We start from the raw sequence: 19003 nt of genomic DNA on the forward strand, positions 1-19003 counted from the left end.
CGGCCGGGATGTCGGTGCGGTCGTCTCGCCCCCCAGTCAAGGCGCATCGTGTTTCGCCCTCGTGACGGGAGGAACGCGGTCTCGTTACGGATGCGCCGTCACGGGAGCTTCTTCCGGTGGAAACCACTCCGAAACATCCCGGCCGTTGACTGGACGCGTTCCACTCCGCACCACTGCTCCACCCCGGCGGACGTCTTCCCGCGTCGTCTCAGCGCATCCCGCCGGAGCCATGCACTCGCACGCCGCTTCGGCGGACCGACACCAGGAGGAACCATGTCCGTCTCCCAGGAGATCGAAGACCAGGTCAGCGCCAACATCGAGAAGTCGCGCTCCGAGATCGCCCACCCGGCGCTCCCGAAGGGCAGCAACCTCTACGGCTCCACCAAGGTCTTCCCCGACTACCAGGCCGAGCCCGGGGAGTCGTACCTGACCCTCGTGCACGGCATCGCCCACGAGTCCTCGGTCAGCTTCGTCGCGGTGCTCCAGGCCACCCGCGCGGCGCGCAAGGGCTACGAGTCCGCGCTCTACTTCTACGGGCCCGGCACCATCAACGCGATGGCCACCCGCGGCTTCCCGACGGTCGGCGACTCCGGATTCCCCGGCGAGCAGAACCTCAACAACGCGATCGAGACCTTCATCCAGGAGGGCAACCGCGTCTTCGTCTGCCGGTTCGGCATGGCGCTGCACGGCCTCCGCGAGGAGGACCTGATCGAGGGCTGCATCCCCTGCCACCCGCTCGACGTGCAGGACGCGCTCATCCACTACGCCCGCAAGGGCGCGATCATCAACTCCACCTACAACCTGTAGGCGATCGCGATGACCCTCGTCGGATCGGTCGCGGCGAACTTCACCCGCGACCTGGAGCAGAACTACGCCCTCATCGCCTCTCTGGCGGAGGAGGCCCGCGAGAGGGGAGTGCGCTTCCTCGTGCTCCCCGAGGCCGCGATCGGCGGCTACCTCTCCTCACTCGGCAACCACGGCGACACGGTCGCCACCACCCGCCGCTCCCTCCCGCCGGCGGTGCGCCTGGACGGGCCGGAGCTGCGGCGGGTGCAGGAGATCGTCGGCGACCTGATGGTGGCGATCGGCTTCTGCGAGCTCGACGACGACGGCCAGACCCGCTACAACGCGGCCGCGCTGCTGGACGGCGGGCAGGTGTACGGCAGCTACCGCAAGGTGCACCAGCCGCTGGGCGAGCACCTCTCGTACTCGCCGGGCCCGGGCTACGGCACCTTCGAGACGCCGGTCGGCCGGGTGGGCCTGCAGATCTGCTACGACAAGGCGTTCCCCGAGGCGGCCCGGTCGATGGCGCTGGACGGCGCCGAGATCATCGCCTCGCTCTCGGCGTGGCCGGCCGCTCGGACGGCGACGGCCGAGAACCTGCAGGAGGACCGCTGGACCTACCGGTTCAACCAGTTCGACATCGCCCGCGCCCTCGACAACCAGGTGTTCTGGCTCGCCTCGAACCAGTCGGGGACCTTCGGCTCGCTCCGCTACGTCGGGAACGCGAAGGTCGTCGATCCCGGCGGCAACGTGCTCGCGACGACGCTGCTCGGAGCAGGCACGGCCGTCGCCGACATCGATGTGCGCGGCACGTTCGAGGCGATGCGCGGCGGGATGTTCCACCTGCGCGACCGTCGGCCCGACGCCTACGACATCGACCGCGTCTGGAATGGAGGACTCGTCCATGCCTGAGATGACCTTCCACGTCCGCTGGCCGGACGGCTCGGAGGAGCGCTGCTACTCGCCGAGCCTGGTCGTGCACGAGTTCCTCGGGACCGGGACCGCCTACTCGATCGAGGACTTCGTCGCCCGTTCGAGCGAGGCGCTGCGCATCGCGTCGGACCGGGTGCGGGAGCGGTTCGGGTTCGCCTGCACCTCCGCGATGCAGCAGGAGTCCGACATCCTCCGCACGGCGCAGCGCTTCGAGGGCGGCACGGTCAGGGTGCTCGCGATGGAGCCGCCGGCCCCGGCCGGGCAGCGGGTGCGGCCGTGAGCGCCGTGATCGAGCCCGGGCGCCACGTCGAGGTCGCGGTGGTCGGAGGCGGGCAGGCCGGGCTCTCGATCAGCCGGCACCTGGTCGACGACGGCATCGAGCACCTGGTGCTCGAGCGCGCGAGCATCGGCCACGACTGGGTCGACCGCCGCTGGGACGCCTTCACCCTCGTCACGCCGAACTGGCAGTGCCGCCTCCCCGGGTACGCCTACGACGGGCCGGACCCGGACGGCTTCATGACGCGCGACGAGGTGCACGCGTGGGTCCGCCGCTACGCGCAGAGCTTCGACGCCCCCGTGGTGGAGGGCGTGGAGGTGAGCCGACTCCGCGAGCGCGCCGGGGGAGGGTTCGAGCTGGTCACGAGCGCGGGCTCGATCACGGCCGACCAGGTCGTCGTGGCGACCGGCGGCTACCACCGCCCGGTCCTCCCCGCCGTCGCCGCGCGGCTGCCGGCGGACGTGCTGCAGCTCCACTCCGCCGACTACCGCTCGCCGCAGGCGCTCCCGCCCGGCGGCGTGCTCGTCGTCGGCTCCGGGCAGTCGGGCGCGCAGATCGCCGAGGACCTCTTCCTCGCCGGGCGCGACGTCCACCTCGCCCTCGGCAGCGCGCCGCGGGTGGCGCGCTTCTACCGGGGCCGCGACTGCGTCGCCTGGCTCCAGGACATGGGCGTGTACGACGTGCCCGTCCACGCGCAGGTCGGCGGGCTCACCAAGCGGGAGTCGACCAACCACTACGTGACGGGGCGCGGGGGCGGGCGGGACATCGACCTGCGCACCTTCGCCCGCGACGGGATGCACCTCTACGGCCGGCTGGCCGAGGTGGAGGGGTCGCGGCTGCGCTTCGCCCCCACGGCGGAGGCGTCGCTCGACTACGCGGACTCGGTCGCGGAGTCGATCAAGGACGACATCGACCGCTACATCGCGGCGCACGGCATCGACGCTCCCGAGGAGGCCCGCTACCGTCCGGTCTGGCGGCCGGAGTCCGAGGCGACCGGGCTCGACCTCGCGGGCATCGGCAGCGTCGTCTGGGCGGTCGGGTTCCGCTCCGACTACCGCTGGGTCGAGATCGGCGTGTTCGACGGCGCCGGCCACCCCACCCACCAGCGCGGAGTGACGAGCGTGCCGGGCCTGTCGTTCCTCGGGCTGCCGTGGCTGCACACCTGGGGGTCCGGCCGCTTCGAGGCGATCGCCCGCGACGCGGGGCACCTGGCGGAGGAGGTCCGGCGCGTGCGCGAGGCGGGGCGCTTCACGCGGGAGCGCGAGCCGGATCTCGCCGGATAGCCTCCTCGCATGACGGAGACGGTGATGGGTGCGGTCGCAGCGCACTTCGGTCGCGACATCGACCGCACCCTCGCCAAGCTCGCCGGCATCATCGCCCACGCGCGCGAGCGCTCGGTCGACCTGCTGGTGCTCCCGGACGCGACCCTCGGCGGCTACCTGCTCGACCTCCAGCACCCCGGGCCGGACCTGCCGCCGAGCCTCGAGCTCGACGGGCCGGAGGTCGCCCGCGTGGCCGAGCTGGCGGGCGATCTCACCGTGTGCTTCGGGATCGCGGAGCGCGCGCTCGAGGGCGGGCGCGAGCTCCGCTACGACACCGCCGTCTGCGTGCACGGCGGGCGCGTGATCGGCACCCACCGCAAGGTCCACCTGCCGCTGGGCGAGTCCGAGGCGTACCTGCCGGGCAGCGGCTTCGCCGCCTTCGACTCGCCGATCGGGAGGATGGGGATGCTGATCGACTTCGACAAGACCTTCCCGGAGTCCTCGCGTTCGCTGGCCCTCGACGGCGCGGAGGTGCTGGCCTGCCTCAGCGCGTGGCCCGCGAGCGTGACCGACCGCTCCGATCGGATCCGCAACGACCGCCAGGCCCACCTGTTCGATCTCTACGACTGCGCCCGCGCCGCCGAGAACCAGGTCTACCTCGTCTCCTCGAACCAGACCGGCGTGCTCGGCGGCCTGCGGTTCCTCGGGCAGGCGAAAGTCGTGGACCCGGCGGGAGAGATCGTCGCGAAGACCTGGGCGAAGGGCGGGCTCGCGCTCGCCTCCGCCGACGTCGCCGGCTCCGTCGCCCGCGCCCGCCGCACGATGCACCACCTCCGCGACCGCGCGGAGCACGCCTACCGGAGCTGAGATGCGGATCCGCCTGCTGACCTACTCCACCCGGCCGCGCGGCGGGGTGGTGCACACCCTCGCCCTCGCTGAGGCGCTCGCGCGCGCCGGACACGACGTCACGGTGCACACCCTCGCCCGAGGCGGCGACGCCTCCTTCTTCCGCCCCGTCGATCCGTCCGTGAGCGTGCGGGTGGTGCCCTTCCCGCACCGCGAGGGCGAGCCGGTCGGCGCCCGCATCGTGCGGTCCATCGCGGCGATGGCCGAGGCCCTGCGGGGTGAGGACGCCGCGGTCGTCCACGCGCAGGACTGCATCTCGGCCAATGCGGCACTCGCCGCCGGACTCGCGCCGATCCGCACGATCCACCACCTGGACGACTTCACCACCCCGGAGCTGCGGGCCTGCCACGACCGCGCCGTCCGGCTCCCCCGGGCCCGGCTGTGCGTGTCCGCCGCCGTCGCCGAGGAGGTGCGCGCGGGCTGGGGGCTGCTGCCCGACGTGATCCCGAACGGTGTCGACGCGGCGCGGTTCGCGGCCGCCGTCGACGATCCGCTCACCGGGGCCTGGCGCGCCGAGCTCGGCCCGTACCTCCTCGCCCTCGGCGGCATCGAGCCGCGGAAGGGCAGCATCGAGCTGCTCGAGGCGTGGGCTCTGCTGCGCGAGCGCGGCCACGACGTCGCGCTGGTGCTCGGCGGCGGCGAGACCCTGTTCGACTACCGCGAGTACCGGGCCGCCTTCGACCGGAGGGCTCTCGAGCTCGGGGTCGCCCCGGTGATCCTCGGCACCGTTGCGGAGGAGAGGCTCGCTCCGCTCGTCGCCGGCGCCTCCGCGCTGGGCTTCGTCTCGGTGAAGGAGGGGTTCGGGCTGGCGGCGATGGAGGCGCTCGCCGCGGGGGTGCCGGTCGTGGCGCGGGAGCTGCCGGTGATCCGCGAGGTGTTCGGGGACGCGGTCCGCTACGGGCGGGACCCCGCTTCCTTCGCCGACGCACTGGAGGAGGCCCTGACGCTGCCCTCGCCGGACGGCCGGGCCCTGGCCGCCTCGCACTCCTGGAACGACGTCGCGGCCGCGCACCTGCGGTTCTACGAGCGCGTGCTCGACGGCTCGGTCCAGGACTCGGGAGGAACTCCTCCGGACGGGCCGGGATCCGCGAGAGCGGGCGCCCCCGGATGACTCCGTCCTGCAGCGTGGACACGATCGGACGCCGCCGGTGACCCGCCGGTCGATCTCGCGCATCGTCACCGGCCTCGCCGACGCCGATCCCGACCGGATCGTCGCCGTGGCGGACGAGGGCGCGCTGACGGCGGGGGAGCTGGACCGCGAGAGCGCCCGCCTCGCCCGCGCCTACCGCGAGCTCGGCGTCCGGACCGACGACCTCGTCACCGTCTCGCTCCCGAACTCGCTGGACGCGCTCGTCGTCTGCGCGGCGATCTGGAAGGCGGGCGCCGTGCCGCAGCCGGTCTCGACCGGGCTGTCGGCGGCGGAGCGCGCCGAGGTGGAGCGGATCGCGCGGCCGGCACTCGTCATCGGCGCACCCTCCTCCTCCGCCGCCGTCCCGTGGCGGGCGGGCGACTGGCGGCCCGGGCCCGAGGTGCCGGCCGGCCCGCTCGAGGACCGGTGGGCCTCGTCCTGGAAGGCGCCCACCTCCTCCGGCAGCACCGGGCGGCCGAAGGTGGTGCTCGCCGCGGGCCCGGCGCTGCTGGACCCGGAGGCGCCGGTCGCGCCGTTCCTGCCGCGCGAGGGCGTGCAGCTGGTGAGCGGTCCGCTGATGCACTCGGCGACCTTCACCTACGCCTTCCGCGGGCTGATGACCGGGCAGCGCCTGGTGCTGCTGCCGCGATTCGACGCCGCCCGGGTCCTCGCGGCGATCGAGGAGCACCGCGTGACCTGGACCCTGCTCGTCCCGACCACGATCCGCCGCCTGCTGGCCGCGCCCGAGCGGTCGAGGACGGACGTGTCCTCACTCGCGACGGTGCTGCACCTCGGAGCGCCCTGCGCGCCCGCCGACAAGCGGGCGCTGATCGGCTGGCTCGGGCCGGAGCGGGTGGTCGAGGTCTACGCGGGCAGCGAGTCGAACGGGCTGACGATGATCACGGGGCGGGAGTGGCTGGAGCGTCCGGGCAGTGTCGGGCGGCCGATCGGCGGGACGACGCTCCGCATTCTGCGGGAGGACGGCACGGAGGCTCCGACCGGCGAGCTCGGCCGCATCTGGCTGCACCGGGGGGAGGCCCCCGCCTACCGCTACCTCGGCGCCGGCTCGCGGCGGACGGAGGAGGGCTGGGACACCCTCGGCGATGTCGGCCGCGTTGACGGGGACGGGTGGCTCTGGGTGGTCGACCGCGCCGACGACCTGATCCTCCGGGGCGGAGTGAGCGTCTGGCCGGCGGAGGTCGAGCGGGTGCTGGAGGCACTGCCCGGAGTCCGCGGGGCGGTCGCCTTCGGCGTGCCGGACGCGGAGCTGGGGCAGGCGGTGGAGGCGGTCGTCGACGTGGGCGAGGCGGACGCGGACCCGGCCGGCCTGCTCGCTCGGGCGAACGCCGAGCTGGGCGCCGAGCGGCGCCTCCGGGCTCTCCGGATCGTGCACGAGCCCGTCCGGAGCGACGCGGGCAAGGTCCGCCGCTCCGCGCTCGCCCCCGCGGCGGAGACGCTCGGGATCCGCCGTTCCGCCGGTGCCCCGGATGGGCCAGAGTGGGCCCAGCGCCCCCGCGCACCGACCCCCAGGGAGACCCGATGAAGTACATGCTGATCATGCGCGCGACCGATGCGGCGAAGGAGGCCTACGCCGCGATCCCGTTCGACGAGATCATCACCCGGATGGGTCAGTACAACGAGGCCATGATCGAGGCGGGCGTGCTGCTCTCGGGCGACGGCCTGGCCGACGACATCGCCTCCTCCGGCTTCGTGGTCGACTTCTCCTCCGAGCCGCCGACCGTCGTCGACGGCGCCTACGGCCCGACGGAGTCGCTCTTCAACGGCTTCTGGATCATCGGGGTCGACTCCAAGGAGCAGGCCCGCGAGTGGGCGCTGCGCTGCCCCCTGGTGCCCGGCAACCGCCTCGAGGTGCGCCGGATCACCGACGAGAGCGACTTCGCGGACTTCGCCGACAACGAGTACGTGCAGAAGGAGGCCGGCTGGCGCGAGGACGAGGCGGCCCGCGCCTCCGGCGACTGACGCCGCGGCGGGCGTCACGCCTCGGTGACGACGCCCGCCTCGACGTGCCAGTGCCGCGTCAGCTGCACCGTCTCGAGCATCCGCCGGTCGTGGGTGACCAGCAGCAGCGTGCCCTCGTACGCCTCGAGCGCCTCCTCCAGCTGCTCGATGGCGACGAGGTCGAGGTGGTTCGTCGGCTCGTCCAGCACCAGCAGGTTCGTGCCGCGGGCCTGCAGGAGCGCCAGGGCGGCCCGCGTCCGCTCGCCCGGCGAGAGCTCGCCGACGCGGCGGCCGACGTGGTCGGCCTTCAGCCCGAACTTCGCCAGGAGCGTGCGCACCTCGGCCGTCGGCCACTCGGGCACCAGCGCCTCGAACGCGTCCGCGAGCGGCACCTCGGCGGCGAGCATCCCGCGGGCCTGGTCGATCTCGCCGATCGCGACGCTCGCGCCGAGTGAGGCGCCGCCCTCCTCCGGCTCTGCGCGGCCGAGGAGGAGCGACAGCAGCGTCGACTTGCCGGCGCCGTTGGGCCCGGTGATGCCGATCCGGTCGCCCGCGTCGACCTGGAGCGACACCGGCCCGAGCGTGAAGGAGCCGCGGCGGGCGACCGCGCCGTTCAGCGTCGAGACGACCGAGCTCGAGCGCGGGGCGCTGCCGATCGTGAAGGCGAGCTGCCACTCCTTGCGCGGCTCCTCGACCTCCTCGAGCCTCGCGATCCGGCTCTCCATCTGGCGCACCTTCTGCGCCTGCTTCTCGCTCGACTCCACCGAGGCCTTGCGGCGGATCTTGTCGTTGTCGGGGGCCTTCTTCATCGCGTTGCGCACGCCCTGGCTCGACCACTCCCGCTGGGTGCGGGCGCGGGAGACCAGGTCGGCCTTCTGCTCGGCGAAGTCCTCGTACTTCTCGCGGCGCTGGCGGCGCGCGGTCTCGCGCTCCTCCAGGAAGGCGTCGTAGCCGCCTCCGTAGACCCGGTTGGTGCCCTGCGCGAGGTCGAGCTCGAGCACGCGGGTGACGCTGCGGGCGAGGAACTCGCGGTCGTGGCTGACGAGCACCGCGCCGCCGCGGAGTCCGCGGACGAAGGCCTCCAGGCGCTCCAGGCCGTCGAGGTCGAGGTCGTTGGTCGGCTCGTCGAGCAGCACCACGTCGAAGCGCGAGAGCAGCAGCGCCGCGAGGCCCACCCGCGCCGCCTGCCCGCCGGAGAGGGAGGTCATCGTCGAGGAGGCCGCCGCGGCGCCGAGCGACAGGCCCAGGTCGGCCAGGACGACCGGGGTGCGCTCGTCGAGATCGGCTGCTCCGCTCGCGAGCCAGCGGTCGAGCGCGAGGGCGTAGCGGTCGGCGATCGAGCCGTCGGGATCGGGGTCGGCCAGCGCGGAGGCGGCGGCGTCGAGCTCGGCGGAGGCCTCGGCGCAGCCGGTGCGGCGTGCGATGTACCCGGCGACGGTCTCGCCCTCGCGGCGCTCGTGCTCCTGCGGCAGCCAGCCGACGAACGCGTCGCCCGGCGAGAGCACGACGGAGCCCTCGAGCGGGGCCGTCTCGCCGGCGAGGATGCGCAGGAGTGTCGACTTGCCGGCTCCGTTCGCCCCCACGACGCCCACCACGTCCCCGGGGGCGACCGTCAGGTCGAGTCCGTCGAACAGGGTGCGATGCGCATAGCCTCCGGAGAGGCCCTTGGCGACGAGGGTGGCGGTCACCGGTCCAGCGTAGGCGCGGGCGACTCGCTAGACGGTCTGGTGATCAGCCGGTCTAGAATGTTCTGATGAGCGACACGAGCCTGCGGAGCGGCGCCGGGTACTGGTACCCGGACGAGTCGTCCACCCGCCGCGCTGTCGAGGTGCTGAGCGCCATGCGCACGTACCGCGTCTCCGAGGTCTCGATGCGCCGCCGCACGCGCGAGCGGATGGCGATGGGCGAGACGGACCTGATCGCCATCCAGTACCTGCTCCGCCAGCAGCGCAAGGGCGAGCTGGTGACCGGCAAGGACCTGGCGTCGCACCTCTCCATCTCCTCCGCGTCGACCACGGTCCTCATCGACCGCCTGGTCCGCAGCGGCCACCTCGTGCGCAAGCCCAACCCGACCGACCGACGCGGGATCGTCGTGGAGGCGACGGTCGACAGCGACGACGAGGTGCGCGCGACGCTCCAGGAGATGCACCGCCGGATGCTCGCGATCGCCGAGGACCTGGACGCCCCCGAGGCCGAGGTCGTCGTCAACTTCCTCCGCCGGATGAGCGCGGCCGTCGACGAGATCGACGCGGAGCACGGCGACGGGCACGATACGGACGACGCGGGACGGGCGGAACCCTCCGCAGCAAAATAGCTAGACGGACTAGTAATAAGCCGAGGGACCTATAGTCTGGCGGCATGGGTCAATTCCTCTACGGCACTCCTCCCGCCGTCATCGAGATCGAGGACCGGACCCTGGCCCACCTCCAGATCGTGATCTACGCGAAGTTCCGCCGCGACGAGCGCTTCAGCCTCACCCTCGACTCCATGCCCGAGGGGGCGCGAGGCCGCCACTCCTTCTGGATGAACCCCAACATCGCCCTGCAGTTCCACTTCGCGGGGAGCCGCCAGCCCACGATCAACCCGACCTGGGTCGAGCTCCTGATGGACGCGGCGAACAGCGGCGGCGGGCTGCGCCTGCTCACCGAGCCTCCGTCCTGACGCGGTCCGCAGCCGCGTGCGTCTCCTAGGGTGGAGCAGGCGCCGCGGGGCGCGCGGAGGGCGGGGGACATGCGCAGGACGGTCATCGGAGCGACGGCACTGGCCGGGGTGCTCGCGCTCGCGGGGTGCTCGGCGCCCGCTCCGGCTCCCACGGTCACGGTCACCGTGTTCGCCACGGCGACGCCGACCCCGGTGCCGGACCCGACCGTCACGGCGGCGCTCCCGCAGTCGACGGCCACGGTCTTCGCGCCGGTCCCCGAGGCGACGGTCACCTTCACGCCGAACGCGACACCGGACATCCCCGAGACGGCCTTCGCCGTCGACAACGGCGCGGTCCCCGGGGCGAACGGCGAGCCGACTCGCGACGGCGAGGGCGACATCGTGAGCTACACCGTGGTGCAGGGCGACACGTTCTTCGACATCGCGCAGCGCTTCGGGATCCCGGTGCAGCAGCTGCTCCGGATGAACCCGAGGATCGCCGGGGCCGGCGAGGCCGTGTACATCGACGCCGTCGTCAACCTCGACGCGAGCACGCTGGGCTGAGTGGAGCGGCGGGCCTCCGGGGCGGCCGCCCGGCCGGTCGCGACCCGGCTACTGCGACTTCGGCAGGACGTGGAACGCGACCGCGAGCGATCCCGAGATCATCAGGATGCCGCCGACGAAGAGGAATCCGGCGATGTCGGGCAGTAGGAACGAGTTGCCGAGAACGAGGATCCCGCCGAGGAACAGCACGAACGAGAGGACGACGCCCAGACCAGTCATGCCCTCATCGTACGCAGGTCACGGGAGCAGGAGGTCCGCGAGCTCCTCGGCACCGGACACCAGCGCGATCGTCCCGACCGCCTCGAGCGGCGATCCGTAGCCCCACTCGACCATGATCGTCGGCACGCCGTGAGCGGCGGCGCCCTGCACGTCGTGCTCGCGGTCGCCGACCATCACCGGCGCCGAGAGGTCGACGCCGAGCTCGCGGAGCCGGCGCAGCGCCTCCTCCACGACGTCGGCCTTGGCGCTGCGGACCTCGTCCTCGGAGGCGCCGCAGATCACGGTGAAGTACTGCGCCAGCCCGTAGTGCTCGAGGATGCGCGTGGCGGCCGACTCCGGCTTGGAGGTCGCGAGCGAGAGCGGCACGCCGGCCTCGGCGATGCGCGCCAGCACCTCGGGCAGCCCCGGGTAGACCGAGGAGTCGAAGAGCCCGCCCGCGTTGTAGCGGCGGCGGTAGACCACGAGCGCGGCCTGCGCCTCCTCGACGGTCATCCCGCCGAGCTCGCGGAACGCCTCGAGCAGCGGAGGGCCGACGTAGGCCAGCAGCTCGGCCGGAGCGGGCACGGGGCGGCCCAGCTCGACGAAGGTCTCGACGAGCGTCCCGGTGATCCCGGGGGCCGAGTCGGTGATCGTGCCGTCGAGGTCGAACAGGATGCAGGACCAGGTGCCGGCGCGCGCGTCGAGGCCGGTGGCGGCGAGGGTCGTGTCGGACATGGCGGGCTCCTGACCTCGGAGGACGGGGTGACGCCGGCGCTGCCCCGCCGGGGGCCACACTCTACGGCCGTTCGGCGTCCAGAGCCCGTTCGACGAACGAACGGGTGACGACCTGGGCGATCGAGCCGGGGTCGAGCTGCACGGCGACGAAGTCGGCGGTGCGGATCAGCGCGAAGGCCTCGCGCCCGGGGAGGACCAGCATCTGCACCCGCGGATGCTGCTGCCGGGGGACCGCGGTGCGCACCTCGTCCGTGGAGGTGAACAGCGGCAGGACCTGCTCGCCGGTGGTCGTCGCGACGGTGCGGACGTGCGGCACGCCTCCGGGCCGGGATCCCGTGACGTCGACCACGAGGGAGCCGTCGAGGCAGGCCTCGAGCAGCCGGTCGACGGCCTCGGCGGTGGGAGCGGCGACGAGCGCCTCCAGTGCGTCCCGGGCCCGGGCATTGCGGTACGGACCGGGTCGCGCCGGGCGTGCAGGGGGTCCGCCTCGTCGTGCCATGACTCCACGCTAACGAAGACCGGGGCGTGATCGGAATCGCCGGGACCGGTTCCCGGGAATGCGCGCGATCGGTGTCCGGAATCGTTACGGCCGCGTACGGACACCGTGTCCTCTATTCGACGGCTGATGGCGAAGAGCTCGATTCCGTCGTGATTGCCTCCGCTTATCCTGAACATTCCCCTCGACATGGCGCGAGAAAGCGACGAATGGCGCCATTCATGGCGCACACGATTGTGAAAAGGGGTAATGTCTCTCCCGGTCCGGGTCGAGACAGTCCGGTCCCACGAACTCCAGGAGGAAAAGTGGCCCAGAAGATCACGCTTGTCGACGATATCGACGGAACCCCTATCGATTCCGGTGACGGAGGTACCGTCCGCTTCAGCATCGAGGGCGCCAACTACGAGATCGATCTCGGCCCCGACAACATCGCCGAGCTCCACTCGGCCCTCGAGAAGTTCGTCTCGAGCGCCCGCCGCGTCGGCTCGCGCCCCGCGGCCGCCACGAGCGTCGCCACCGCCTCCAAGAGCGACCCCAAGCAGCTCAAGGCCATCCGCGAGTGGGCGAACGCCAACGGCCACCCCGTCTCCGACCGCGGACGCATCCCCTCCGAGGTCCAGGCCGCCTACCAGGCCGCCCACAAGTAGCGGCCGCCGGGCCCCGGCCCGGTGAGACGCCGCGCTCCCGGGCCTCGCACCCGGTGAGCGGAAGGTCCCCGTGATCCGATCGCGGGGGCCTTCGCTGTGCCTGTCGCCGAGCCCGTCAGAACAGGCGCGTGTGCGAGTCGTCGGTGCCGCGCATGGCCTCGTAGTCGAGCACGACGCAGCGGATTCCGCGGTCCTCGGCGAGGGTCCGCGCCTGCGGCTTGATCTCCTGAGCCGCGAAGACTCCCGTCACCGGGAAGAGGTGCGGATCGCGATTCATCAGCTCGAGATAGCGGGTGAGCTGCTCCACTCCGTCGATCTCGCCGCGGCGCTTGATCTCGACGGCGACGGCGGCTCCCGAGGAATCGCGGGCGAGGATGTCGACCGGGCCGATCGCGGTCATGTACTCGCGCCGCACGAGAGTGTGCCCCTCTCCGAGGAGGCCGATCTGCTCGGCGAGAAGGCGCTGGAGATGCGACTCCACTCCGTCCTTCACGAGTCCCGGATCGACGCCGAGCTCGTGCGCCGAATCGTGCAGCACCTCGTGGATCGAGACGACGAGAGCGTCGCCGGTCTTGCGGTGCGCGACGGTCCACTGCTGTGCGACTCCCGCGGCACGCGCCTCCTCGTCGGGCTCGCCCGTGATCAGCGTGCAGGGCGGGCTCATCCAGTTCAGCGGCTTGTAGGAGCCGCCGTCGGAGTGGATGAGGACGCTCCCGTCGGCCTTGACGAGCAGGAGGCGGGTGGCGAGAGGGAGGTGGGCGCTGAGACGGCCGGTGTAGTCGACGGAGCAGCGCGCGATGACGAGACGCACCCGTCGAGGATAGACGGCGCGGCTCCGGCGGGCTCCCGGCTCAGCGCGCGGCGACGGGAGGCCGGCGGCCGAGCGGAGGAGCGGGCGGCGGCACCGAGAGCGCGGCGCGCAGCGCGACGGCGAACTCGGCCGGCGCCTCCGCCCACGGGTGGTGGCCGCTCGACTCGATGACGGCCAGGCTCGCCTGCGGCAGGAGCGCGGTGAGCGCCTCGAGGGCGGCGACGCCGGTCACCGGGTCGTCCTCACCGCCGAGGACGACCGCGGGGCAGTCGAGGCGCTGCAGAGCGTCGCGGATCGCCGCGGTGCCGTGGGAGCCCGCGGGAGCCGTGTGCTCCGCGCGGGGGCCGGGAGCCCGGTCGTCGATCCCGAGCCAGGCGGTGCCCGGGGCGATCAGGAGCAGGTGGGCGACGCGCTCGGGCGCGTCCACAGCGGCGAGCAGAACGGCGCGGCATCCGGAGTCGTGCGCGGCCAGATCGAGCTCGTCGACGCCGAGGTGGCGGCGCAGGTCCTCCACGTCGGCGGCCGTCGTGGCCGGGGGAGCGGGAGGCAGCTCCGCGGAGCCGCCCACTCCGCGCGGGTGCAGCACGAGGACGCGGCGCGTGCAGGCGATCGAGGCGAACGAGCCGAGGTAGGAGGGGTGGCGCTCCGGCTCGCCGGGGACGACCACCAGGGGCCGCCCCTGACCGGCTCCGTGCTCGTCGACGTGGAGCAGGGCGCCGTCGCGCGCTCGATACCGCATCCGCTCCCCCTCCGCCGTCGTGCTGGGAAGCCTAGGGGGAGGCGCGCCGGGGCGCCTCGGCCCCACGGGGGCTTGCGGAGGCGGGTGGAGCGCGGCGGTCAGCTCCTCCGGCTGCGGGCGGCGGGGGAGGCGAGCCCGGCCACGACCACCAGGGCCAGCACCAGGAAGAGGGCGTTCAGCAGGCCGTAGTGCTCGCCGAGGAAGCCGATCGCCGGCGGTCCGACCAGGAACGCGACGTAGCCGAGCATCGCCACCGCGCTGACGCGGGCGGCCGAGTGCGGTCCCTCCGCCGCGGCAGACATGCCCACCGGGAAGCCGAGCGAGCAGCCCAGGCCCCAGGCGACCGCGCCGACGACGACGAGCGCGTCGACCGGGGCGAGGATGAACAGCAGGATGCCGACGATCGCCAGCCCGGCGGAGGCGCGCAGCACGGGGACACGGCCGAAGCGGTCGAGCACGGGCCCGCCGATCACGCGTCCGACGGTCATGGCGGCGACGAACACGCCGAACACGACGGCGGCGGTGGTCTTGTCGGTGCCGTGGCCGTCGACCATCGCGAGAGTCAGCCAGTCGTTCGCGGAGCCCTCGGCGAAGGCCATGCCCAGCATGATCAGGCCGATGAGGACGAGGCGGCCGTCGCGCCAGACGCCGAGGGAGGCGGCGACGCGCTCGCGGACCGGCGGCTTCACCGTGGTCGCCGCGCCGGAGGTGTCGAGCTCCTCGCGGACCGGGACGAAGCGGATCGCGATCACCGCGGTCACGGCGATCACCACGGCGATCGCGCCGAGGTGGACGGCGACGGGGACGGCGAGGGCGGAGGCGCCCGCGCCGATCAGCGCGCCGGCCACGGTGCCGAGGCTGAAGAAGGCGTGGAACAGCGGCAGGAGCGTCTTGCCGAAGGCCTTCTCGTTGGCCGCTCCCTCGACGTTCATCATCACGTCGACCGCTCCGTTGCCGAAGCCGAGCATCGCCATGCCGGCGAAGGCGGCGGGGAGGACGCCGATGACGTCGGCCGAGACGCCCAGCACCGCGAGGCCCGCCGCCGAGACGGTGAGGCCGAGCGCCATGCCGCGCCGGGCGCCGATCGCGCCCATGACCGGCGTCGAGAACGCGAGTCCGACGATCGCGCCGATCGACATCGAGAGGATCAGCAGGCCCACTCCGGCGGTCGAGAGCTGGAGCTCGTCGCGGATGGCGGGGGTGCGCGAGACCCAGGTGGCGATCGAGATCCCGCTGAGGACGAAGATCGTGAAGACGGCGTTGCGCCAGGCGACCAGCTGCGGGCGCGTGAGCGCGGACGTCGAGGTCATGGCGGTTCTCCTGGTGCGGGCGGGATCCGGACACCGGATCGAGAGGCACGGTCGAATCGATTCGAAGCGAGCCGGTCTAAGCTATCCGGAACCCCGGGGACGGTCAACCGACGACGAGCGCGCCGCCCCCACGAGGAGGAACGTGGAACCCCGCAAGAGCCCCCGGCCGACGCTCGCCCGCGTCGCGAGCCGGGCCGGAGTGTCGCCCTCCACCGCCTCGCTGGTCTTCAGTGGCTCCGGCCCCGTCTCGGAGGCCACGAAGGAGCGGGTGCTGCGCGCGGCGTCCGAGCTCGACTACGCCGGCCCCGACCCGCGGGCGCGCTCGCTCCGCCGCGGCCGCTCGGGGATCGTCGGGGTCGTCGTGGACGAGCGGATGCTGCACGCGTTCCGCGACCCGATCAAGATCGCCATGCTCGACGGGATCGCCGACGTGCTCGGCGGGGTCGACGCCGGGATCCTGCTGCTCACCGAGACGGGCGACGGCGCGGGCCTGCTGGCGACCGCCCCGGTCGACGCGATGATCCTGGTCGGCTGCAGCCCGTCGGTCGACGACTCCGTCGCCGTGCTCCGCCGCCGGGGAGTGCCGGTCGTCGTGGTCGAGGGCCTCTCGGAGCTGGGCGGCGCCGTGATCTCGCTCGACAACCGCGAGGCCAGCCGCACTCTGGCCGAGCACCTCCGCGACCTCGGCCACGAGCGGGTCGCGGTGGTCTCGCTCCCGTTCGCGAAGGACCGCCGCCGCGGCGCGATCCCGGCCGGCTGGCGCGCGAGCCCCAGCATCACTCCGGTCGACCGCCTCCTGGGCGTGCAGGACGTCTTCCCGGAGGCGTCGGTCGTCGCGGCCGCCGCCAGCTCGGTCGACGAGGGGGTCGCCGCGGGGCGCACTCTGCTCGAGGGAGCGGAGCGGCCGACCGCGGTCGTCGCGCAGAGCGACCTGCTCGCCGCGGGCGTGATCCTCGCGGCCGAGGAGCGCGGGCTGCGCGTGCCCGAGGACCTCTCGGTGGTCGGCTTCGACGGCGTCCAGGTGCCCGGGCTGGCGGCCGAGTACGACCTGACGACGATGGCGCAGCCGGCGGTCGAGAAGGGCCGCGCGGCGGGTCGGGCGGCGGTCGCTCTCCTCGCCGACGAGGAGGCGGAGGCGGTCTGCTTCCACGCCGTCTTCCACCGCGGGAACACGAGCGCTCCGCCGCGCTGAGCGGAGTTGTCCACAGGCTTCTCCACAGGGGGGAGGGCGGGGTCAGCGGAGCCAGACGTCGCTGCGGACCCGGAGGCCGAGGGTGATCGCGCGGGCGCCGAGGAAGCCCACGGCGAAGGAGAGCCAGAGCGCGAGGAGGCGCCATTCGGCGGGCGCGGCGGGCGCGAGCAGGGCGAGCGGGACGAAGACGGCGAGGTTCGACAGGCCGCTGAACGCCAGGTAGCGGCCGTCGCCGGCGCCGATCAGCACGCCGTCGAGCACGAAGACGTAGCCGCCCAGCGGGGCGGTGAGGCCCACGACCGCGATCGCCGCGGGCAGCAGCCGCAGCACCTCCTGGTCGCTGGAGAAGACGTACGGCAGGACACCACTCAGACCGGTGACCAGTGCTCCGAGCACCACGCCGGCGCCGATTCCCCAGGTCACACAGCGTTTCGTGACCGCACGCGCCTGGGCGGCGTCGCCTGCGCCGAGGAGGCGGCCGAGCAGCGCCTGCGCGGCGATCGCCACCGCGTCGAGGGCGAAGGCGACCGTCGAGAACAGCGTCATCGCCACCTGGAAGGCGCCCAGCTCCTCCGCCCCGAGCGAGGTGGCGGTCGCGACCGCGAGCAGGATCGCCGCGCGGAGGCTCGCGGTGCGCAGCAGCATCCAGCCGCCGGATCCCGCGGAGGAGGCCAGGCCCGCGAGGTGCGGCCGCAGCGGTGCGCCGACCCGCCGGGCGAGCCGCAGCGCGACTCCCGCGTAGGCCGCGAGCATGGCCCACTGCGCGATCACCGTCCCCAGCGCGGAGCCGGTTATCCCCAGGCCGGCCGGGTAGATCAGCACGGCGTTGAGAGCGGCGTTGAGGGCGGATCCGCCGGCTGCGATCACCAGCGGAGTGCGGGTGTCCTGGAAGCCGCGGAGGAGCCCGGTGAGCGCGAAGACGCCGAGCATGGCGGGGATCCCGGCCATGCTCACCGCCAGGTACCGCACGCCCGCCTCGGCCACCGCCGGCTCCGCGCCGAAGAGCGCCACGACGGCCGGAGCGGCCAGCGCGCCCGCCACCGCGATGCCCGCGCCCAGGAGCAGGGCCAGCCAGCCGCCGTCGATCCCGGCCGCCACGGCCCTCCGCTCGTCGCCCTCGCCGAGGGCCCGGCCCACCCGCGGAGTGGTGCTGTACGCGAGGAAGACCATCAGGCCGACGATGGTCTGCAGCACCGTGCCGCCCAGCGCGAGCCCGGCGAGCGGGACGGCGCCGAGGTGGCCCACCAGGGCGGAGTCGGTGAGCAGGAACAGCGGCTCGGCGACCAGCGAGCCCAGCGCCGGGACGGCGAGCCGGAGGATGCTGCGGTCGAGGGCGGAGGTCACCGCTCGACGCTAGCGGCTGCCGCGGCTCCGGGACGGGCGTACCGTGGGCGGGATGCAGCGCTTCGGGATCGGGCTGGCGGCCGTGGGCCGGCCGGCGTACATCACGGCCGGGCGCGACGACGACCTCGGCCCCGCCGCCGAGCGGAGCGTCGACGCGCTGCGCGAGCGCACGCAGCTGCTGCTCGACGCGGCGTGGGACGCCGGCGTCCGCTTCCTCGACGCCGCGCGCTCCTACGGGCGGGCGGAGGAGTTCCTCGGCGGCTGGCTCGCCCGGCATCCGGAGCGGCGGGCGGAGCTCACGATCGAGTCGAAGTGGGGCTACGAGTACGTCGGCGGGTGGGCGATGGACGCGCCGGTCCACGAGCGCAAGGAGCACTCGGTCGCGATGCTCGACCGGCAGTGGCCGCTCACGCTCGACGCGCTCGGCTCGGCGCCCGACTCCTACCTCGTCCACTCGATCACTCCCGAGAGCCCGGCCCTCACCGACCGCCCGCTGCTGGACCGCCTGCGCGGCCTCGCGGGCTCCGGAGTGCGCGTCGGCCTCTCGACGAGCGGCCCCGAGCAGGCGCGCGTGATCGAGCTCGCTCGCGCGATCCCGGAGTCGCCGTTCAGCGCGGTCCAGAGCACCTGGAACCCGCTCGAGCAGTCCGCGGGCCCGGCGCTCGCCGCGGCGCACGACGACGGCTGGCTGGTGGTGGTCAAGGAGGCCCTCGCCAACGGGAGACTCGTCGCGCACCCGATCGAGCACGCCGGTGCCGCGCCCGACGCCGTCGCCCTGGGTGCCGCCCTCGCGCAGCCCTGGGCCGGCGTCGTGCTGAGCGGCGCGGCGACTCCGGAGCAGCTGCGGGCCAACCTGCGCGCGCGGCCCCTGGAGCTCGCGGACCTCCCGGCGCTCGCCGTGGATCCGGCCGGCTACTGGGCCGAGCGCTCCGCCCTCGACTGGACCTGAGAGCACTCGCACGAAGGAATGCGTGCGTTCCGGCGCCGCACCCGATAGCGTTCCCCTCAGCACCCCGTCTGCCCTCTCTGCGAGGGCTGGCGCGCGGATCGGCCCTCGTGATATCGCCCGAGGGGATCC

Annotated in this window: 22 protein-coding genes; 14 read left to right on the plus strand and 8 right to left on the minus strand. The window is 73.5% G+C overall.

Going from position 1 to position 19003, the window contains the following annotated elements; translation table 11 throughout:
• The first annotated feature begins 273 nt into the window (after window positions 1–273).
• The 8 genes from C5C24_RS02825 to C5C24_RS02860 are packed head-to-tail and all read left to right on the plus strand — an operon-like array spanning window position 274 to window position 7270.
• A complete protein-coding gene (locus tag C5C24_RS02825) occupies window positions 274–807 on the plus strand; it encodes an MSMEG_0572/Sll0783 family nitrogen starvation response protein (protein WP_104275519.1) in 534 nt (177 codons plus the stop codon).
• A gap of 9 nt (window positions 808–816) precedes the next feature.
• Window positions 817–1695 (plus strand): carbon-nitrogen hydrolase family protein, encoded by an 879-nt coding sequence (locus C5C24_RS02830; RefSeq protein ID WP_104275520.1) that lies wholly within the window; start codon window positions 817–819, stop codon window positions 1693–1695.
• Window positions 1688–1996, plus strand: a complete 309-nt coding sequence (locus tag C5C24_RS02835) for an MSMEG_0570 family nitrogen starvation response protein (RefSeq protein WP_104281286.1) — start codon at window positions 1688–1690, stop codon at window positions 1994–1996. Before C5C24_RS02830 ends, C5C24_RS02835 begins: the two co-directional genes overlap by 8 nt.
• The gene (locus C5C24_RS02840; protein ID WP_219812819.1) at window positions 1993–3276 is read left to right on the plus strand and encodes an MSMEG_0569 family flavin-dependent oxidoreductase; all 1284 of its coding nucleotides are present in this window, start codon (window positions 1993–1995) and stop codon (window positions 3274–3276) included. The genes C5C24_RS02835 and C5C24_RS02840 overlap by 4 nt, the downstream gene beginning before the upstream one ends.
• 9 nt (window positions 3277–3285) lie before the next feature.
• Window positions 3286–4122, plus strand: a complete 837-nt coding sequence (locus tag C5C24_RS02845) for a carbon-nitrogen hydrolase family protein (protein WP_104275522.1) — start codon at window positions 3286–3288, stop codon at window positions 4120–4122.
• A gap of 1 nt (window position 4123) precedes the next feature.
• Window positions 4124–5272, plus strand: a complete 1149-nt coding sequence (locus tag C5C24_RS02850; RefSeq protein ID WP_104304258.1) for an MSMEG_0565 family glycosyltransferase — start codon at window positions 4124–4126, stop codon at window positions 5270–5272.
• 37 nt (window positions 5273–5309) lie between these two features.
• On the plus strand, window positions 5310–6833 hold the full coding sequence (locus tag C5C24_RS02855) for an AMP-binding protein (RefSeq protein WP_104304259.1): 1524 nt from the start codon (window positions 5310–5312) through the stop codon (window positions 6831–6833).
• Window positions 6830–7270 carry a YciI family protein gene (locus C5C24_RS02860; protein WP_104281283.1) on the plus strand — a complete coding sequence of 147 codons (441 nt, stop codon included), beginning with the start codon at window positions 6830–6832 and terminating at the stop codon, window positions 7268–7270. Before C5C24_RS02855 ends, C5C24_RS02860 begins: the two co-directional genes overlap by 4 nt.
• A gap of 14 nt (window positions 7271–7284) precedes the next feature.
• On the opposite strand, the gene C5C24_RS02865 is transcribed toward C5C24_RS02860, so the two are convergent.
• Entirely contained in the window at window positions 7285–8937 is a 1653-nt protein-coding gene (locus C5C24_RS02865) for an ABC-F family ATP-binding cassette domain-containing protein (RefSeq protein WP_104275526.1), read from the minus strand.
• A 65-nt stretch (window positions 8938–9002) separates the two neighbouring features.
• Between C5C24_RS02865 and C5C24_RS02870 the strand changes: the two genes are divergently transcribed.
• The 3 genes from C5C24_RS02870 to C5C24_RS02880 all read left to right on the plus strand — a co-directional run bounded on the left by C5C24_RS02870 (window position 9003) and on the right by C5C24_RS02880 (window position 10453).
• Window positions 9003–9563 (plus strand): MarR family winged helix-turn-helix transcriptional regulator, encoded by a 561-nt coding sequence (locus C5C24_RS02870; RefSeq protein ID WP_104275527.1) that lies wholly within the window; start codon window positions 9003–9005, stop codon window positions 9561–9563.
• A 44-nt stretch (window positions 9564–9607) separates the two neighbouring features.
• Window positions 9608–9910 carry a hypothetical protein gene (locus tag C5C24_RS02875; protein ID WP_068250131.1) on the plus strand — a complete coding sequence of 101 codons (303 nt, stop codon included), beginning with the start codon at window positions 9608–9610 and terminating at the stop codon, window positions 9908–9910.
• 69 nt (window positions 9911–9979) lie between these two features.
• Window positions 9980–10453 carry a LysM domain-containing protein gene (locus C5C24_RS02880; protein WP_104275528.1) on the plus strand — a complete coding sequence of 158 codons (474 nt, stop codon included), beginning with the start codon at window positions 9980–9982 and terminating at the stop codon, window positions 10451–10453.
• 48 nt (window positions 10454–10501) lie between these two features.
• On the opposite strand, the gene C5C24_RS17815 is transcribed toward C5C24_RS02880, so the two are convergent.
• The 3 genes from C5C24_RS17815 to C5C24_RS02890 form a co-directional block, all read right to left on the minus strand.
• A complete protein-coding gene (locus C5C24_RS17815; RefSeq protein WP_159911733.1) occupies window positions 10502–10672 on the minus strand; it encodes a hypothetical protein in 171 nt (56 codons plus the stop codon).
• A gap of 18 nt (window positions 10673–10690) precedes the next feature.
• Window positions 10691–11386 carry an HAD hydrolase-like protein gene (locus tag C5C24_RS02885; protein ID WP_104222626.1) on the minus strand — a complete coding sequence of 232 codons (696 nt, stop codon included), beginning with the start codon at window positions 11384–11386 and terminating at the stop codon, window positions 10691–10693.
• A gap of 61 nt (window positions 11387–11447) precedes the next feature.
• On the minus strand, window positions 11448–11885 hold the full coding sequence (locus C5C24_RS02890; RefSeq protein WP_104275530.1) for an SseB family protein: 438 nt from the start codon (window positions 11883–11885) through the stop codon (window positions 11448–11450).
• 302 nt (window positions 11886–12187) lie between these two features.
• On the opposite strand from C5C24_RS02890, the gene C5C24_RS02895 reads away from it, so the two are divergent.
• Window positions 12188–12529: an Lsr2 family protein gene (locus tag C5C24_RS02895; RefSeq protein WP_181110125.1), complete on the plus strand. Its 342-nt coding sequence runs from the start codon at window positions 12188–12190 to the stop codon at window positions 12527–12529.
• 115 nt (window positions 12530–12644) lie between these two features.
• On the opposite strand, the gene nucS is transcribed toward C5C24_RS02895, so the two are convergent.
• The 3 genes from nucS to C5C24_RS02910 form a co-directional block, all read right to left on the minus strand.
• A complete protein-coding gene (gene nucS, locus C5C24_RS02900) occupies window positions 12645–13340 on the minus strand; it encodes an endonuclease NucS (protein WP_104275531.1) in 696 nt (231 codons plus the stop codon).
• A gap of 40 nt (window positions 13341–13380) precedes the next feature.
• On the minus strand, window positions 13381–14079 hold the full coding sequence (locus C5C24_RS02905) for an alpha/beta fold hydrolase (RefSeq protein ID WP_104275532.1): 699 nt from the start codon (window positions 14077–14079) through the stop codon (window positions 13381–13383).
• Between the two features lie 98 nt (window positions 14080–14177).
• Window positions 14178–15389: an MFS transporter gene (locus C5C24_RS02910; protein ID WP_104225755.1), complete on the minus strand. Its 1212-nt coding sequence runs from the start codon at window positions 15387–15389 to the stop codon at window positions 14178–14180.
• Window positions 15390–15531: 142 nt separating this feature from the next.
• Here C5C24_RS02910 and C5C24_RS02915 point away from each other — a divergent pair, with 142 nt between their 5' ends.
• Window positions 15532–16581 (plus strand): LacI family DNA-binding transcriptional regulator, encoded by a 1050-nt coding sequence (locus C5C24_RS02915; protein WP_258065025.1) that lies wholly within the window; start codon window positions 15532–15534, stop codon window positions 16579–16581.
• A 42-nt stretch (window positions 16582–16623) separates the two neighbouring features.
• Here the strand turns inward: C5C24_RS02915 and C5C24_RS02920 are convergent, their stop codons facing one another.
• Window positions 16624–17925, minus strand: a complete 1302-nt coding sequence (locus tag C5C24_RS02920; RefSeq protein WP_104304260.1) for an MATE family efflux transporter — start codon at window positions 17923–17925, stop codon at window positions 16624–16626.
• Between the two features lie 52 nt (window positions 17926–17977).
• Between C5C24_RS02920 and C5C24_RS02925 the strand changes: the two genes are divergently transcribed.
• The gene (locus C5C24_RS02925; RefSeq protein WP_104304283.1) at window positions 17978–18874 is read left to right on the plus strand and encodes an aldo/keto reductase; all 897 of its coding nucleotides are present in this window, start codon (window positions 17978–17980) and stop codon (window positions 18872–18874) included.
• Window positions 18875–19003 lie beyond the last annotated feature (129 nt).

Source organism: Rathayibacter sp. AY2B3, assembly GCF_002931755.1.
Lineage (GTDB): Bacteria > Actinomycetota > Actinomycetes > Actinomycetales > Microbacteriaceae > Rathayibacter.

Excerpts from the sequence above, each read along its gene's own strand:
- C5C24_RS02825 (WP_104275519.1), top strand. The coding sequence starts at position 274 with ATGTCCGTCTCCCAGGAGATCGAAGACCAGGTCAGCGCCAACATCGAG.
- C5C24_RS02830 (WP_104275520.1), top strand. The coding sequence starts at position 817 with ATGACCCTCGTCGGATCGGTCGCGGCGAACTTCACCCGCGACCTGGAG.
- C5C24_RS02835 (WP_104281286.1), top strand. The coding sequence starts at position 1,688 with ATGCCTGAGATGACCTTCCACGTCCGCTGGCCGGACGGCTCGGAGGAG.
- C5C24_RS02845 (WP_104275522.1), top strand. The coding sequence starts at position 3,286 with ATGACGGAGACGGTGATGGGTGCGGTCGCAGCGCACTTCGGTCGCGAC.
- C5C24_RS02850 (WP_104304258.1), top strand. The coding sequence starts at position 4,124 with ATGCGGATCCGCCTGCTGACCTACTCCACCCGGCCGCGCGGCGGGGTG.
- C5C24_RS02860 (WP_104281283.1), top strand. The coding sequence starts at position 6,830 with ATGAAGTACATGCTGATCATGCGCGCGACCGATGCGGCGAAGGAGGCC.
- C5C24_RS02870 (WP_104275527.1), top strand. The coding sequence starts at position 9,003 with ATGAGCGACACGAGCCTGCGGAGCGGCGCCGGGTACTGGTACCCGGAC.
- C5C24_RS02875 (WP_068250131.1), top strand. The coding sequence starts at position 9,608 with ATGGGTCAATTCCTCTACGGCACTCCTCCCGCCGTCATCGAGATCGAG.
- C5C24_RS02880 (WP_104275528.1), top strand. The coding sequence starts at position 9,980 with ATGCGCAGGACGGTCATCGGAGCGACGGCACTGGCCGGGGTGCTCGCG.
- C5C24_RS17815 (WP_159911733.1), bottom strand. The coding sequence starts at position 10,672 with ATGACTGGTCTGGGCGTCGTCCTCTCGTTCGTGCTGTTCCTCGGCGGG.
- C5C24_RS02885 (WP_104222626.1), bottom strand. The coding sequence starts at position 11,386 with ATGTCCGACACGACCCTCGCCGCCACCGGCCTCGACGCGCGCGCCGGC.
- C5C24_RS02890 (WP_104275530.1), bottom strand. The coding sequence starts at position 11,885 with ATGGCACGACGAGGCGGACCCCCTGCACGCCCGGCGCGACCCGGTCCG.
- C5C24_RS02905 (WP_104275532.1), bottom strand. The coding sequence starts at position 14,079 with ATGCGGTATCGAGCGCGCGACGGCGCCCTGCTCCACGTCGACGAGCAC.
- C5C24_RS02910 (WP_104225755.1), bottom strand. The coding sequence starts at position 15,389 with ATGACCTCGACGTCCGCGCTCACGCGCCCGCAGCTGGTCGCCTGGCGC.
- C5C24_RS02925 (WP_104304283.1), top strand. The coding sequence starts at position 17,978 with ATGCAGCGCTTCGGGATCGGGCTGGCGGCCGTGGGCCGGCCGGCGTAC.